This is a genomic window from Actinomadura gamaensis (genome assembly GCF_042652125.1).
Taxonomy (GTDB): Bacteria; Actinomycetota; Actinomycetes; order Streptosporangiales; family Streptosporangiaceae; genus Spirillospora; species Spirillospora gamaensis.
Window position 1 is genome coordinate 174,213 of record NZ_JBHSIT010000014.1, and the last position, 15,013, is coordinate 189,225.

At 69.9% G+C, this 15,013-nt stretch carries 13 protein-coding genes and 2 pseudogenes; 6 read left to right on the forward strand and 9 right to left on the reverse strand.

Annotation, left to right across the window (positions count from 1 at the left end):
- Nucleotides 1-1,489 precede the first annotated feature (1,489 nt).
- Nucleotides 1,490-2,104, forward strand: a pseudogene (locus ACFPCY_RS37245) (phosphatase PAP2 family protein); the annotation flags it as partial.
- Between the two features lie 30 nt (nucleotides 2,105-2,134).
- Here the strand turns inward: ACFPCY_RS37245 and ACFPCY_RS37250 are convergent.
- The 4 genes from ACFPCY_RS37250 to ACFPCY_RS37265 all read right to left on the reverse strand — a co-directional run bounded on the left by ACFPCY_RS37250 (nucleotide 2,135) and on the right by ACFPCY_RS37265 (nucleotide 6,798).
- Nucleotides 2,135-2,815: a response regulator gene (locus ACFPCY_RS37250; protein ID WP_378263474.1), complete on the reverse strand. Its 681-nt coding sequence runs from the start codon at nucleotides 2,813-2,815 to the stop codon at nucleotides 2,135-2,137.
- The gene (locus ACFPCY_RS37255; RefSeq protein ID WP_378263476.1) at nucleotides 2,812-4,281 is read right to left on the reverse strand and encodes a sensor histidine kinase; all 1,470 of its coding nucleotides are present in this window, start codon (nucleotides 4,279-4,281) and stop codon (nucleotides 2,812-2,814) included. Before ACFPCY_RS37255 ends, ACFPCY_RS37250 begins: the two co-directional genes overlap by 4 nt.
- Nucleotides 4,282-4,911: 630 nt before the next feature.
- Nucleotides 4,912-5,235 (reverse strand): recombinase family protein, encoded by a 324-nt coding sequence (locus tag ACFPCY_RS37260; RefSeq protein ID WP_378263616.1) that lies wholly within the window; start codon nucleotides 5,233-5,235, stop codon nucleotides 4,912-4,914.
- 474 nt (nucleotides 5,236-5,709) lie between these two features.
- Nucleotides 5,710-6,798, reverse strand: coding sequence for a serine hydrolase domain-containing protein (locus ACFPCY_RS37265; RefSeq protein WP_378263478.1), 1,089 nt, complete (start codon nucleotides 6,796-6,798; stop codon nucleotides 5,710-5,712).
- A 154-nt stretch (nucleotides 6,799-6,952) separates the two neighbouring features.
- Between ACFPCY_RS37265 and ACFPCY_RS37270 the strand changes: the two are divergent.
- Together ACFPCY_RS37270 and ACFPCY_RS37275 are read left to right on the forward strand one after the other, a co-directional pair.
- Nucleotides 6,953-7,608: pseudogene (locus ACFPCY_RS37270) on the forward strand (response regulator transcription factor).
- 2 nt (nucleotides 7,609-7,610) lie between these two features.
- Nucleotides 7,611-8,756: a sensor histidine kinase gene (locus ACFPCY_RS37275; protein ID WP_378263480.1), complete on the forward strand. Its 1,146-nt coding sequence runs from the start codon at nucleotides 7,611-7,613 to the stop codon at nucleotides 8,754-8,756.
- Between the two features lie 58 nt (nucleotides 8,757-8,814).
- Here ACFPCY_RS37275 and ACFPCY_RS37280 read toward each other — a convergent pair whose 3' ends face one another.
- Nucleotides 8,815-8,955, reverse strand: coding sequence for a hypothetical protein (locus ACFPCY_RS37280; protein WP_378263482.1), 141 nt, complete (start codon nucleotides 8,953-8,955; stop codon nucleotides 8,815-8,817).
- 266 nt (nucleotides 8,956-9,221) lie between these two features.
- Here ACFPCY_RS37280 and ACFPCY_RS37285 point away from each other — a divergent pair, with 266 nt between their 5' ends.
- The gene (locus tag ACFPCY_RS37285) at nucleotides 9,222-9,458 is read left to right on the forward strand and encodes an aldo/keto reductase (RefSeq protein WP_378263484.1); all 237 of its coding nucleotides are present in this window, start codon (nucleotides 9,222-9,224) and stop codon (nucleotides 9,456-9,458) included.
- Here the strand turns inward: ACFPCY_RS37285 and ACFPCY_RS37290 are convergent.
- From ACFPCY_RS37290 to ACFPCY_RS37300, 3 genes are all read right to left on the reverse strand, one after another.
- Nucleotides 9,440-11,713, reverse strand: a complete 2,274-nt coding sequence (locus ACFPCY_RS37290) for an NACHT domain-containing protein (RefSeq protein ID WP_378263486.1) — start codon at nucleotides 11,711-11,713, stop codon at nucleotides 9,440-9,442. The genes ACFPCY_RS37285 and ACFPCY_RS37290 overlap by 19 nt on opposite strands.
- Nucleotides 11,714-12,002: 289 nt before the next feature.
- Nucleotides 12,003-12,161, reverse strand: a complete 159-nt coding sequence (locus ACFPCY_RS37295; protein ID WP_378263488.1) for a response regulator transcription factor — start codon at nucleotides 12,159-12,161, stop codon at nucleotides 12,003-12,005.
- Nucleotides 12,162-12,572, reverse strand: coding sequence for a hypothetical protein (locus ACFPCY_RS37300; RefSeq protein WP_378263490.1), 411 nt, complete (start codon nucleotides 12,570-12,572; stop codon nucleotides 12,162-12,164).
- A gap of 495 nt (nucleotides 12,573-13,067) precedes the next feature.
- Here ACFPCY_RS37300 and ACFPCY_RS37305 point away from each other — a divergent pair, with 495 nt between their 5' ends.
- A complete protein-coding gene (locus ACFPCY_RS37305; RefSeq protein WP_378263492.1) occupies nucleotides 13,068-13,430 on the forward strand; it encodes a transposase in 363 nt (120 codons plus the stop codon).
- On the opposite strand, the gene ACFPCY_RS37310 is transcribed toward ACFPCY_RS37305, so the two are convergent.
- The gene (locus ACFPCY_RS37310; protein WP_378263620.1) at nucleotides 13,340-13,702 is read right to left on the reverse strand and encodes a hypothetical protein; all 363 of its coding nucleotides are present in this window, start codon (nucleotides 13,700-13,702) and stop codon (nucleotides 13,340-13,342) included. The genes ACFPCY_RS37305 and ACFPCY_RS37310 overlap by 91 nt on opposite strands.
- A gap of 987 nt (nucleotides 13,703-14,689) precedes the next feature.
- On the opposite strand from ACFPCY_RS37310, the gene ACFPCY_RS37315 reads away from it, so the two are divergent.
- On the forward strand, nucleotides 14,690-14,893 hold the full coding sequence (locus tag ACFPCY_RS37315; protein ID WP_378263494.1) for a hypothetical protein: 204 nt from the start codon (nucleotides 14,690-14,692) through the stop codon (nucleotides 14,891-14,893).
- Nucleotides 14,894-15,013: the final 120 nt, after the last annotated feature.

Sequence of the window (15,013 nt, forward strand, 5' to 3'; positions counted from 1 at the left end):
ACGCTATCGGCTGGATGGTGGCGAGGCACGCCCCTCAGCGCCACCAGGGCGGTTCGAGCGTGCACGGAGCCGACAATCAGGATCGCCGGGCTGCAGAAAGCCAAACCCACAGATTCCTTCAGAAGCGGGCGATCGCTGAACGTGGTCGGCCACCGGGAGTCATAGCCCCGAACAGGAAGGGGCACGCCGGGCCGCAGTGCGCCCTAACCCAGGATTCGTACATGGCTGTTCACGTGTCGGGCGAGAACGGTTGGGCGGTGGCGGGTAGGGGGATCATCGTCGAACGAGGGGCTTGATCGCCCGCCGATGGGCGGATGGGACTGTGACGCCGTACCGGACGGCTATGGTCGCTCGGTGGTCGCGGTAGCAGGCGCCAGACAGCGGCACGGGACGGCACAGAAAGCGGCACGTACGCGGACGGGACAACACGTTCCGCCACGGCCACGGTTCTGCCGATACGGCGCCGGAGTCTTTTATCCGTAGGTTGTGGGTTCGAGTCCCACGCGACGCACCACGCCTGACCTGCGAGAACGCAGCCACCACCGCGCTCCCTCAGCGCCGTTTCGTCCCACTCTGTCCCTGTGGTTGCTCGATGGCTGCTCGGCGTCGAGTGCTCGGCCAAATCACCTCCCAGGGCCCCAGCCGTGGGCACTGGCGTGGCAGCGTGGACGACCGGGGCGATGCGCGTGCGATGCGTCGTCGATGAAGCAAAGTGCCTCCGCTCGATTGCCGCCTCCGGGCCTTCTGGGCCCTGACCGCACCCACGCTGCCATACGCGCTCCACCGCCTCTCAGTCACAGCGCCCTGCCAAGTGCCCCGAAAGCCGGTGGCACGTCCGGAGACGAGACATAGATTTCGGGCGCAACTTCTGAGACAAGATCGTCCAGGTGCGACCTGCAGAGGAGTTGTCGATTTCCGAAGGCGTGTGCACGGATGTTCGAAGTCCTCTGCGCTACGCGCTGTGGGGGCCACTGCTGTTCAGCTGTTTTGTGCAGCGGCCATACACGATGGCTTTCAGCTCCTCGAGTGAGAGTTCCCAGCGTTCGTCGGCTTGGCCGGCCAGGTGGGTGTGAGCGATGTGCCGGAACATCGTCTCGGCCGCGGCCGGGATCGTGGCTGGCATTGGTGTGCCTGCAGCTCCGCCGTCGCTTCGAGAAGCAGTTCACGGACCGCCTGCAGATCCGTGCCGTCCAGGCAGGCGAGTTCTAGCAGGGGTCCCACTCGGGTCCGTGGCACCAGGGGTGAGGTAGCTCTGCGTGACGATGGTGATGCTCGTTTAGGGGGCGTTTGGGGCACTGGAACCGAGTCCGGCGCTGAGCAATGACGCTGGGGCCTTCGACGCGCGTACGGGGTGACGGCGTAGTGGGGGGTGCGGTCCATGGGTGTCAAGGTGACGATCGTCAGGGGTGTGGGACCGCCGTTCGGATCGGGTGCCGGGAGGTCGTTGTTCCTAGCGTCGTGCGGCATGGAGTTCGGATCTCACTACAACATGGGACGCCGGGTGGTCGCCGCAGTGGCGTCGCTGGGGGCGGGGGTGGTGGCCGTTGCGCTGCTGTACCCGGGAGGGCTGGGCCAGGCCGGGCCGGTGCGGGTGACCGGCGGGGCCTCGGTGTCGGTGTATCGGGCGGTGAGCGGCGCGGTGGCCGATGCCCCTTCCTGGGCGGCGTCGTTGCTGGACCAGTCGGCGGACGGACTGCTACTGGTGCTCGGTCTGCTGCTGGCGTGGACGGGATGGATAGCTGTGCGTCGCCGCGATGCTCACCGCGCCGCCGGCACGGTCCTGGTCGGCGTCGGTACCGTCATGGCGTACGCGACCAGTGAGGCGTTGAAACTGGTGGTGGACGAGGAGCGGCCATGCCGCGCGGTGCGCGGTGCCGAGGCGGTCGCGGACTGCCCGGGGTCAGGGGATTGGTCGTTTCCGAGTAACCACGCCGTCCTGGCCTTCGGATTGGCCGTCGGGCTGGCGGTGCTGCGGCCCCGCCTGGCGGTGGTCACGCTGCCGCCGGCTGCGATGGTGGCGGTGGCGCGGGTTGCCGCAGGTGTTCACTATCCACATGACGTGCTGGCCGGTGCGGCGCTCGGCGCCGCGGTCGCCGCCGCGACGGTTCTGTTGTTCACCCCGGCCCTGGGCGCGCTAGCCGAACGACGCGGATGGCGGAATGATGCCCGCCTCGTGCGCGATCACGGCGGCGGCCGCGCGGTTGTCGACGGCCAGCCGCGCCAGGATGGAACTGACGTGTGCCTTGACCGTTCCCTCGACCACGTGCAGCCGCCGGGCGATCTGGCCGTTGGTCAGCCCGGCTCCCAGGAAGGCCAGCACCTGCCGTTCCCGGGGCGTCAGCGCCTCGACCCGGCGGCGGGCGGCGGCCTGCCGTTCGGCTCGGGCGCCCGTGCCCCCGGAAGCCAGATGGGCGACCACGCGGGCCGCGACCTTGGGTGACAGGTAGGCCGCGCCGTCGGCGACAGCGCGGACGCCGGTGATCAGCTCCTCGGGCTCGCCGGACTTGATCAGGAAACCCGCCGCGCCGTCGCCGAGCGCCCGCAGGATGTAGTCGTCCTCACCGAAGGTCGTGAGCATGACGACGCCGGTGGTCGGAACGGTCCTGCGGATCTCGGCGGCGGCGCGCAGACCGTCCACGCCCGGCATGCGAATGTCCAGGACGGCCACGCGCGGGCGGTGCAGCTGCGCCAGCTCCACCGCCCGGTGGCCGTCGGCGGCCTCGGCGACCACGTCGATGTCGGAGGCGGTTGCCAGGACGGCCCGCACTCCTCGGCGCACCATGGGCTCGTCGTCGGCGACCAGCACTCGGATCACTGGGCCATCACCTGCTTGGAGACCAGCCGTCCTGCCCGGAAACACAGGCGGTAGGCGTCGCCGGAGCGGTCATCGAGGGGGTTGGCGGTCATCGCGTAATACTCACATCGGGTGCCCGGAGCGGGCGGGAGGTCATCGGCAGGATGGTCGGGCATCTGATGTTCCGGGAGAGCGGGGGCAAGCTCGGCGCGCTGCTGTCCGAGCTGGATGCGGGCGTAGTCGGCGGCAGGCAGCACTGTCGCGCGGATAAGCAGCAGGTCCCATCCCCGCAAGCCCGCGCCCAGCAGGACGATGACGGCCAGCGGCACCGCGACGGCCGCGAGCGTGGTGCGGCCCAGGCGGCGCCGCGCGCGGCGGTGTTCCCACGGCACCCGCCCAGCTTCCTCATGTACGGGTCCTGCGGCGACCGGTGCCGGCGCGGTCCTGGGAGTATTCGGAATCCGGGCGGTGACCGCGAAGCCGTCCTCATGGGGCCCGTAGGTGATCCACCCGCCCGCGAGCCGGACGCGCTCCTCCAGCCCGACCAGGCCGTACCCACCGCCGACGCCCGGCGCTGCCGCGCCGCCGTCCGTAGCGGCCCCCTCCGTAGCGGCGCCGTCCGTAGCGGCGCCGTCCGTAGCGGCGCCGTCCGTAGCGGCGCCGTTTTCCACGCTGACCTCGGTTTCGGCCGCGCCGTACCTGATACGCACAGCCACCGCCGCACCAGGCGCGTGTTTGGCGGCGTTGGTCAGCGCCTCCTGAACGACCCGGTGCACGGCGTGCTCGGCGACCGCGGGTAGGGACCCGGGCTCACCCTCGGTGCGCAGCGTGACGGTCAACCCGGCGGACTTCGCGCCATCGACCAACCCCGCGACGTCGGACGGACGAGAAACGACGGCGTCCTGCCGCAAAATGCCGATCACCTCGCCGAGGCGGTCCACCGCGGCAGCGGCGTGGGCGCGGATCTGCCCGGCGGTCCCGCGGTGCTCGTCGGGCAGATCAGGTGCGAGCTTGAGTGCGCCGGCCGATAGCGCGACCAGACTCAGCTCGTGGCCGAGCAGGTCGTGCATGTCCTGTGCGATACGAGCGCGCTCACGCAGCCGCGCCTGCTCGCCAACCAGCCGCTGCTCGCGTTCCAGATGCTCGGCCCGCTCCCATCCGGCCCGCACCAGGTCTCGGTACTGCCGCCAGAACCGCCCGGCGAACCACGGCAGCATCGCCCCGCCCACCAGCACCGCCACGAACCGCTCGCCCAGCGTTATCCACGACGGCACGGCGCACACCGTCGCACTGCCTGCCACGACCGCGACCAGCAACGCCAGCGCCGCTTCCCGCGCCCGGCCCGGCGACCACCCCGCAAGGAAGGACGACAGCATCGTCAAAGGAACCCACCACAGATCAAGAACGCTCAGGCCGGCAGCGCCGGCCGTGATCACCAGCAGCGGGATCCCTGGCCTGACGACGCGCGTCGTGATCAGTCGCCTCACAGAAGGTGACGATACGGAAGGCCGCAAGCCGCCCGACACTGCCGAAAGTCGCATTCCGGAGCAGGGTCACTCTCTATGAGTGGAGTTCACCGGCGCTGGCGTCACCGGTGATCGGGCCCGCATCGCCCTCACCGGTGAAAATGACGCCTTCAGGCGACGTCTCGCTGCAGCTTGGGGGTTGGTACAGCCGATGATGCGCCGGATCGTGGAGCTGACCAGCGTCGCCTGGCCAATCACCGATTCCCCAGACGCCAGCGTGGGCCGGGGGCCTGATCATCCAGTGCCGTTCTTCAACAGACCATCGTTCATTGAAGATCGCCGATGTCGATTCCCGAAGTGGTGTTCACCAGCGACCTGGCGTGATGGGGCTGGTTCCACAGGACTTCGGGAACGTGGTGGGCTGACGGCTTCCTCGCACCAGTGGTCGGTGGCTGTCCGGTGCGCCGAGGTGATCGGTCGGTTGGCGCGGCAGCCGCGGGTTCGGATCGCGGAAGCGGGATCAGGTGGCGGCCGAGTTGGGGATCTCTCGGCGCTCGGCCTATGGGCTGTCGAAGGCCAGTTGCAGGTAGTCCCGTACGAAGATCACAGACGTCATCTCCCGGCCTATGAGCGCCAGAAGCAGAGAGTCGGTCATGCTGAGGTCCCCGCGTTCTGTGATCGGGTCAGGGTCCGGTAGACGGTGGCGCGGCCGATGGAGAACACCTCCATCAGCTCGGCGAACACTGCCAGCATGGTGAAGAACATCTTGCTCATGGGGTGGGCCGGGCCGTAGATACTCCCGCCGAGCGACAGCCGGATGCCGCGGATCACGAGGGCGTCGCCGATGTCGCGGGCGTCGGGTACCGACCGTGCGAGGCGGTCCAGCTTCGGGACGGCGAAGGTGTCGCCCGCGCGGACGGCCGCGAGGGCCTCGTCGAGGCCGGGCCGCTCCCGGTGAGTACCTTGTTGAGACAGAGGCGGTCTTCGGGGACGCCGAGTCCGAGGAGGTCGCCGGGCTCAGCACCCCGCGGGTGGACAGCTGCTCGGCGTGCGCGGCCGCAGTGGTCGTCATCGCTCCCGTCCAGGTCCCCGGACCCGACTTATCCCGCCGCGTCCGGGACCGGAACCCGCTCGGCCGCCGGGCGGCGTGCACCGGCCGTCAATGCACCACGCAGCGGCCGTCAATGCGCCGCGCACCGGCCGTGAATGCACCGCGCACCCGATTCGGTGATCTCTCCGGGACCGCAGCGGCGGGTGTAGCGCGGATCTTCGTTCCTCCGTTCGCTGCGTCCCGTTCCCCAGTGGCGTCGGGGCGGGTGTGGCGCGCGGCCACTCCGCCGGCGGGGTGGCCGCCGATGACCCCGTTCGGGTGAGCGGCTCGAGCAGGTCCGGCCGGACGAGCCGGAGCCGGGCGACGTGCCAGGCGGACCCGGCGCCGCGCCTTCCCCGTTACCGGGTGGGGCAGAGCACGGCTTCGGCGGCCTTGGCGGTGGCGTCACCGACGTCCGTGGCCTGCATGTTGTCGATCTTCAGTGTGGTCGCGACCTCGAACTGGAGACGGCCGTCGGTCGTGGTGAAGGTCGCGGAGGTGATGCCAGGTGCGCTGCCCTCGATCGCCGCCACTGTTCCGCCGCACAGTGCGGGCCGCGGCCGCGGCATCTGCCGTTGCAGTTCCGGTGGCAGCAGTCGGCCCTGGAACAACGCGCGGTAGAAGGTGCTGACGTCGTGCGCGGTGGAGATCGCTCCTTCGGCCGAGATGGTGGCGTTGAGCCGGTCGATGTCGCGTGGCCTGCCCTGGCCGTCGGGGTAGTAGCCGTGTCCGTGCGGCCCTTTGATCAGGTCGGACACCCTGGTGGCCAGGTAGCTGCGGTTCATGCCGAGCGGGTGGAACAGGCGCCGTGCGAACTCGGCGGCCCGGTCATGGCCGGTCGTCCTTTCGATGATCATGCCGAGAAGGACGTAGTTGGTGGTGGAGTAGAGGTACTGCCCGACCGGCCCTTGGCGGGGAACGGTTCGGGATGCCTTCACCAGGTCGATCGGTTGGTAGGGGGTGGTGAAGTCGAAAGTGTCGAACTTCCCACTGTCGGTGTATTGGGGAATGCCCGATGTGTGGCGGATCAGATCCCGCACGGTGATCTCGTCGGCCAGCTCCACCCAGTCGTTGGTGGCGACCTCGGGCAGCAGGTGACTGAGCTTGTCGTCCAGGCTGAGCTTGCCCTCCCCGACCAGTTGCAACACGACCGCGGCTTCCATGATCTTGGTTTGCGAGGCGATGCGGTAGCGGGAACCCGGAGGGATGCGCCCGCCCTTGCCATCGAGCAGACGCGATCCCGCCGAGCCCTGGCCCACGCGCCTGCCGTCCACGTAGACCTCTCCGATGGTGCCCACCACCCCGGTGGTGTTCGCCAGCTTCTGGATCGCCTGCTGGACGTCTCCCAGCGCGACCCGGCCCGCGGCGGTCGCGGGTGGCGGGACGCTCAACGCCAGCGCCGCGCAGGCCATCGCCACGGCCGTGCCGGTGATTCCTCCGCGCCTCATCGCTGAGGTCCTCCCTCTCCGATGCGTGGTCGCCATGACCGATCATCCTTTCCCGGTGGGATTTCAGGGTGACCAGATCTACCGGCGGGCGGTGATCAAGGGCCGATCGCGGAACCATACGCGTTCCATATCCGGGTCTTGCGAGACTGCGCGGATGCGGGTGCTCCTGGTCGAAGACGAACAGCCCCTGGCCGGATACATCCAAGCCGGGCTGCGCAAGCACGGCTTCGGCGTCGACGTGGCCCTCGACGGCCGGGCCGCCCTGGACAAGTGCGAGATCACGCCGTACGACGTGGTGGTGCTCGACCGGGACCTGCCGGTCGTACACGGCGACGCGGTCTGCCGCCGGCTCGCCGAGCGGGGGGTGTCGCGGGTGCTGATGCTGACCGCGTCCGACGCCGTGGAGGACCGGGTCGGCGGGCTGATGCTGGGCGCCGACGACTACCTGGGCAAGCCGTTCGCATTCTCCGAGCTGGTCGCGCGGGTCCACGCGCTGGCCCGGCGCAGCGCCCCGGCCCGCCCGCCGGTGCTGCGCGCCGGCGGCGTGGCGCTGGATCCCGCCCGCCGCACCGCCGAGCGGGACGGGCGGCTGCTGAACCTGACTCCCAAGGAGTTCGGCGTGCTCGAGCAGGTGCTGTCGCCGCCGGCGACGTGGTCAGCGCGGAGACCCTGCTGGAGAAGGTGTGGGACGAGCACGCCGACCCGTTCACCAACGCGGTCCGGATCACCGTCGGCACGCTCCGCCGCAAGCTCGGCGACCCGCCGCTGATCCTGACCGTGACCGGTGCCGGCTACCGGATCGGCGGCTGACGATGACGGTCCGGCCGACCGCCCGGGCCCGACTCACCCTGCTGCTGACCGGCCTGGTGGCGGCCGCCGGGACGGTACTGACCGGACTGACCTATCTCCTGATGCGGCAGCGCACCGTCTTCACCCGCCTGGACCCGCCCGGCACCACGGCGGCGCCGCCCGACGACCCGCTGCGGGCCCTCGCCCACCGGGTGCAGACCGACACCCTGTCCACCCTGCTCACCCAGGCCGGGGTGGCGCTGGCCGTGGTGACCGCGCTGACCGCCGTCCTGGGCTGGCTGCTGGCCGGACGGGTGCTCCGCCCGATCCGCTCGATCTCGGCCACCGCGCGACGGCTGTCCGCCGAGAACCTCGCCGAGCGGGTGCCGGTCGCCGCCCCCACCGACGAGCTGTCCGCCCTCGCGAGCACCTTCAACGAGATGCTGGACCGCATCCAGCGCGGCATCGCCGAGCGCGATCAGATCCTGGACGGCCAGCGGCTGTTCACCGCCAATGCCGCCCACGAACTGCGCACCCCGCTGACCACCGCCCGCACCGCGATCGATGTCACCCTGGACGGGAACCCGACACACGCCGAGCTGCTCGTGATGGCGGGCGACGTGGGCGGCGCCGTCGACCACATGCAGCGAGTCCTGGACGGGCTGCTGCTCCTCGCGCGCAGCCAAGCCGGGCTCGGCGCACCCAAGTCCCTCGACCTCGCAACCGTCGCGGCCGCGGCCCTCGACACCGCTGCGGCAAGCGCCGCGGCCGTCGGCCTGGCCATCCGGACCGATCTCCGATCGGCACCGGTCCGCGGCGAACCCGTCCTGCTGGAACGGATGGTCGACAACCTGGTCGACAACGCCGTCCGCTACAACCAGCCGGGCGGGCAACTGATCATCGACACCGGCATCGCCGGTGACCGCGCCGTCCTGAAGATCTCCAACACCGGCCCCACGGTCCCGCCCGACCGGGCACGGGCACTCCTGGAACCATTCGTGCACGGCCACGGAACCCGCGTCCGCAGCGACAGCCTGGGACTGGGATTGTCCATCGTGCGCGCGGTCACCCTCGCCCACCGGGGACAGATCACCGTCGCCGCCCGACCCGCCGGCGGCCTCGACGTCACCATCGACCTTCCCCACGGCCCGGCGACAGGTCCAGGCTGAGGACCGACAAAAAACCGAACAGCAGCACAACACCGCCCACCGAGGGACCTGCCCCCTCTCACCGCACGTCCACGCAGCCGGTCCGCAGGCCCGTCTCGGTGGACATGTCCAGCAGCGGCACCACGCCCCACCGGTGCCGCACCGCGGCCTTGAGCTTGCGCAGCCCGGTCGGCTCCGGCAGCGGCTCCAGCGGAGACAACTGATCGGGCCGCCCCGCTTCCGCTCGGCGATCTCCAGCCAGTCCAGCCCCGGCAGCGCACCGTTGACCACCGACAGCTCGGCGTCCATCTCCTCCTCCAGCTCGGCGCCGCTTGGCGTCCAACGGCTCGCGGAGCTTGGCGTAGTTCTCGGCCCGCCCGCTGCTTGGCGCGAGACGGACGACAACCTGGCGTCGCTCAGGCATCGGGGCTTGAGCAGCAACCGAGCGGCCAGTCACGTTAAGGAGCCTGGCGGGCCTGCCTTGTCGTGACTGGAGTTCAGCACCTACGTCGACTCCGGCATGCCAGCCCCCATCCCCCGGACCAGGTGGTCGACCTCGACGATCAGCTCGCGGGGATGATCTCGCTGCGCGAGGCGGGCAAGATGGGCGCGATCGGGCTGAGCAGCGTCACCGCCGAGGTGCTGCGCCGCGCGCTTGGCGCAGGCATCGTGTGCGTGCAGAACGCCTACAGTCGCCGACAGTGTCAGGTGTCGGGCTGGTAGGTGGCTGCCAGGTGGTCCTGGAAGGCGGCGTGGCGGAACTGGTAGAGGGGGCCGACCGTGCGCAGCAGCCCGAGCCGGTGGGCATCGTCCAGGAACGGCATGAGCCGCCGTGGCAGTCGTCGGCGGCGAGCCAGCAGCAGGGTGGCCGCGACGTAGGCCAGCCACGCGTGATGTCGGCCGGCGTAGAAGCTGCCGACGATCCCGAAGGCCAGCCCGCCCACCAGCGCGGTCTGGAGGTTGGCCACCAGACCCGGCAGTCCGAACGCCAGCGCGATGATGGCGAAGCGAAAGGCGTGCAGGCGGCGGTCGGCGTGCCACACCGTCATCGGGGTGCTGGCGTGTTCGTTGCCGAAGGTGTTCTCCGACCAGGTCAGCGTCCACCACAGCAGCCCCAGCAACAGCAGGGTCGCCAGGATGGTCACGGCCTCGACCATCAACCAGATCGCGAACTCGGCCGTGGACGCGTCGGGGATTCCGGCCAGCAGCCCGGACACGGGTTCCAAGACGACCCCGCTCAACAGGACGGCGACGGTTGCGATACCCAGCACCAGCACCACGGGCTTCAGGCCTCTGCGCAAGCGCAGGTCGACGAACCCAGGCTGCTCGCCAAGCCACTTCTCGGCTTTGAACCCGATCACCAGCGCGCCCAGTGTCCCCGCCACGAGCAGGCCCTTGACCCCGTAGGCGACCGCACCGGCCGACCCGAGCGTCAGACCGCCGATGACAGCAGCGGCGATCACGGTGGTGGCCATGGCTCGGGGGGTGTGGCGGGCCAGGTGCCACCACGCCAGGTCGCGGGTGCGCGGGGCGCCATCGGGTCGGCGGGGATGGCTGAGGTGATGGGCCAGGTAGGCCAGCCAAGCGTGGGCCTTGGCCGGGTCGTGGAGCATGCGGGGCCGGTACGGGGTCAGGGCGGGGTCGGTGCTGGGCGGCCGGGCGGCGATCAGGGCACCGACCAGGTTGTTCAGCAGATGGGCGCGCAGCGCACCCGCGTCGGGGAAAAGGTCGGGGTCGGTGAGCTCAGCGGGATCGGCGCCGGGCGCGGTGTAGACCGCGCGCAGCAGCCACACCCCCAGCGGGGTGGCCACGACCTGCGCCAGCGCCACCGAAGGCCCCGAGGAGGACCCCGATGGGGACCCGGCGGATCGGTCGCCCGCCCGACCGGCGGTGCTGCGCAGCGCGGCCAGAACGCGCTGCCATCCTGGTCCTGGCCGGGGAGGCAGACAGCGTTGCAGGTAGTCGGCGGCCGCTGCCGGGGGCAGCGGGCGGGCGGTCAGCACCGCGGCAGAGGTGACCACGTCGGCGGCCTGCTCGATCGCATCCGCGAACTCGCGGACGCGGCTGATGAGGATGAGCTGGTCGTCGGCGCCCAGCGAGCGGTTCAGCGCGGTGATCAGCCTGGCCCGGGCCGATGGGGCCAGCTCGTCCAGACCGTCCAGCACCGGCAGCACCCGGCCGTGCGCGGTCAGAGCCCGGATCGCCTGCTCGCCGATCTGCGGTGCACGCAGCGCCGGGTAGTCGGCCAGTAGTCGCGCCGCCAGCCACGTGTACAGCCGGGGGTGGCGAACGGGGTCCCAAGCCGTGGCCGCCAGCAGCACCGGCACCGGTTCGTCCACGGCGCGGGTCTTGAGCAGATGCAGCAGCAACTGCACCGCCAGGGTGGTCTTGCCCGTTCCCGGGCCGCCCACGATCACCAGCCGGCGCCGCCGAAGGCGCCGGAACCGGGCCACCAGGGCCGGAATGTCGGCGCTGGAGGCATCCCACGGATCCATACCGCCCGTCGCCGCCGCCGTTGATCCGGGGGCCGGGGTCTCGACGTTGGCCGGGTGGTCCATCAACTCCGTGCGCGCCGCGAGCCGCCACCCCACCGGGATGGGGTCGGGGTCATCCAGCGACCGCAGCGCCGCCTCCTGCTTCCACTGCAGCAGCACGCTGCCGGCCAGCGCCCCGGCGGCCCGGTCGAGATCGGCCGCCTCGGGCGCCGTCGCAGTCTGCGCGCGTCGGCGCTTGCGCACCGCCCACACCCCCACCAGCGCCACACACGAGCCCCCTGCCAGTACTGCCCCGGCCACCGATGCCCGGTTGTCGGCCTGTTGCAGGCGCTGGCCCATCGGCGCGCCGCCGACCAGCAACGGCATCGCCACACCGGCCAGCAGCAGCGCCACCCCCACGACCGCCACCCCGGCCACCAGCAACGGCCACGCCCCCCGCAACCGCTCCTGGCGCTGCCAGCGGCCCTGCCCGCCTCCGTCCATACCGCCATCTTGATGAGCCGCGCCAGCAGCGCGCCGGCCACGACCACAACCGGCCCCCTTGCAGCCCCGCGGGCCGGACTGGTCCTGACCGCTCTCCCTGGGCCGCCCACATGGCGCCGGCCGCTGGGGCCCCCGGCGGTGCACGCCATCTGGATGGACGGCGGTGCGGCCGGTCCGCGCCGATGTGGCGCATGACGGCCTTGGAACGCAGAAGCTGGGCACGGGCAAGCGGGTGGAGTCCGTTACCAAGGAGTGAGCACCGGTCTGCCCGGCATCGACCGTCGGCAGGTCAGTCCGACAACTCGGCATGGATCACCGCGCGGGTGAGGCCCGTGCGGGAGCGCATCTCCATCTTCCTGTAGATCCTGGTGAGGTGCGCCTCGACGGTCTTGCGGGACAGGAAGAGGACCGACGCGGCCTCGCTGTTGTTCATCCCGCGCGCGATCACTCAGGCCACCTGCAGCTCCTGGGGCGTGAGCAGATTCCAGGCCTTGCGGAGCGGAGACCGGGCCTCGGCCCCGTGCTGATGCCGACGCAGCACCTTGCCCCGGGACAACCGGACCCGGGCCTGTTCGAACGGCATCTTCCATCGGCGGAGGGCGGCTTCAGCCTCCGCGAAACATCGTTCGGCGGCGGTCAGGTCCCTGGACAAAAGGCCGCGGCAGCGCGCGGCGGCGGCCACCGGCCAGACGAGGCCGGTGGCGGACGCCTGATCTTCGAGTCGGCACAGAGCCCGGTCGGCGCCATCGAGATCGCCCAACCGGATGTGCGCCTCGGCCAGGTCGCCGAGGCCGGGGTCGATGATCGGATTGTTGAAGCCGATCTCCTCGGCCCGATCCTCAATGATCTGGTCGGTCATCGCCACTTCCGTGAAACAGGCCTGTGGAGACGCCCACGATCGTCACAGAAGGGTCTGGCAGCGAGGTCGACGACGACGCAGCGGACGAGGGCGCGATGCGCCTGACCAAGAGTAACGATGCGTTAGCGGCCGAACTGATCGCGGCATGCCGCCAGCCCTCGATCCGGACGGGCCTCAGAGACCGGGATGATCCCGCCACTGTGCGTCAGCCAGTGAAGACCACTTCGGGAAACCGTGCAGAGGACTTCGGAAACCGACACCGAGAGGCAATTTTGCTCCGATAAGGGAGGTTTTGAGATGGTTTTCGGCGGCCGTTGAGGGCCGACCTGGCGAGGTGTGGGGGTGAGGTGTATTCAGGGGCACCAGAGATGGATGTGGGGCTGTTTCGGTGCCTCAGTTCTGTCTCATCCCAAATCGTCCCGCGAAGTGATCGGTGTCCCTGCCAGTTTCGGCATACCTGTGGGCATATCGCTCCAGACGGCGTACATCCTGTTCATGAGTGCACGTCGCCGCTACCCCAGTGACCTGTCCGACGCCCGCTGGGCGCTGATCGAACCAGTCCTGACCGCCTGGCGCGCGGACCGCCTGGCGACCGCGCTGTACTTCGGCCGCCCGCCCGAGCACGATCTGCGCACCCTGATGGACGCGATCTTGTACGTCGACCGGACCGGCATCCCCTGGCGCTACCTGCCGCACGACCACCCACCCTGGCAGACCGTCTACGCCCACTTCGCCAAGTGGCAAAAACGATGGCGTGTTCACCCAGCTCAATGGACTACTGCGCGGGCAAGTCCGCCAACGGGAAGGGCACCGGAGCCAGCCCAGCACCTGAGCAGGCCGGCTAGGGCCAAGCCGTAGACGGTCATCAGGATGCAGACCGCTGCGGCGCCGACGCCGGTGTGGAAGCTGATCTTCCAGATGGCAGTGATCGGTCCCATGACCAGGAGCCCTCCGAGCATGGACACCTCCACCGCCACCAGAGCAGACGGCGCGCCTCCCATCTGAAGCGTCGCGATCCCGACGCCGACCGACAGCAGCGAGAGGACGAGCGGCACGATGCGGTGTTCGCGGGTGGTGAGGTGGTGGTCACTGAACCGGCCAACAATCACACCGCCCATGATGAACGCCATTGGCCCCAAGCTGGCGAAGGCAGCTTCCTTGAACCCCCAGGGCGGCGCCGTCGGCGCGGGTGATCGGGCGTGGGTCGCCGTCATAGATCCGGCGGCGGGCCGGGGCGCGGTCGTCCACCCGGTCCCACAGCGGGCCGGTCCAGCGGCGGTGATCGAGTACGGCCGGCCCGGGATCACCAGGTGCCCGTCTCGGCGGCGGCCGTGCGGACGGCAGAACGGATCGTCCGGGCGAGGCGGCCGCGTCGGGACGCAGCCACGGTGACACCTCGGCTGGCAGCACGATCCGGCCTCCGGTGGCGCCGGGCAGCGGCAGCGCCGCCAGTTCCCAGCGCGGCCGTCCCGGCCGGATCCGCGTTCCCGTTGGCTGGTTGTCCTACCGACGCGATCACGGCACCGGCGGCGGGTGCCACAGTGCGGACCACGACCGCCGTCTCCGTTTCCTCGGACTACTCGCTGAACCCGAGGGTAGACGAGGGTCGCCCTCACGTGGGGCGCCCCAGCCACCACAACCCACTACGGCTTGTAACGCCGCCTGGTCACGTGAACACGGCCAACCCCGTCACTGAGGAAACAGACCAAGGTTAAGTTCCTCGCCTTGTCTCCCATGTCTTTTACTCCGTGCTTCGCGACAAGTAGTGGCCTTGATGGGAGAAGCTGGCCGGGGCTCTCAACTCGTCATCTAGCGGACCAATCCGGCCACAGTTCTCCAAGTGCCGCGGTGGCGAGCAGGTGTAGCACCGGAAAAAGCGGCCAGTCCTCTCAGATGCCAGCTTTCCCGCGTCGGAACGCGAATCAATGTTATGCGCGGCGGTGAGTTATTGATGACTTCAGTGATACTCGACAGGTTCCCTGAGATGGATGGAGCATCGGTGATCAATATGTGATTGTCATGAGGTGCCGTGAGGGCATGCCGAACAAGGAACGACAAGGATCTCGTGCCGGTGTCCCCGCGTGGGACGCCGGCGCATGGCGAGAGGAGTTGTTGCCATGAACGCCCTGCTCGTGGGTCCGCGTGACGCCGGATCGTCCGCAGCCGACCTGGACATCGGATTCTTCGACGGCGAAGAGGAGGTGGCCGCGCACGGTCCGCAGGCGTGCGCGTCAACGTGCCTCACCGGAGTGACACATCTCTGCGATACCGCCTCGGTCAATACGTGCAGTTACGGGTACACGCTCGTCTGCGACCGCTGACGCCCTGGGGAATAGGAGATGTTGAGCCGGGAAGGCGGTCCGCAACTGCGATCGCCTTTCCGGTGGCAATAGCGAAAGGTCAGTGGATTGGCTTCTCTTTCGCCGGGTGAATCGCTGGAG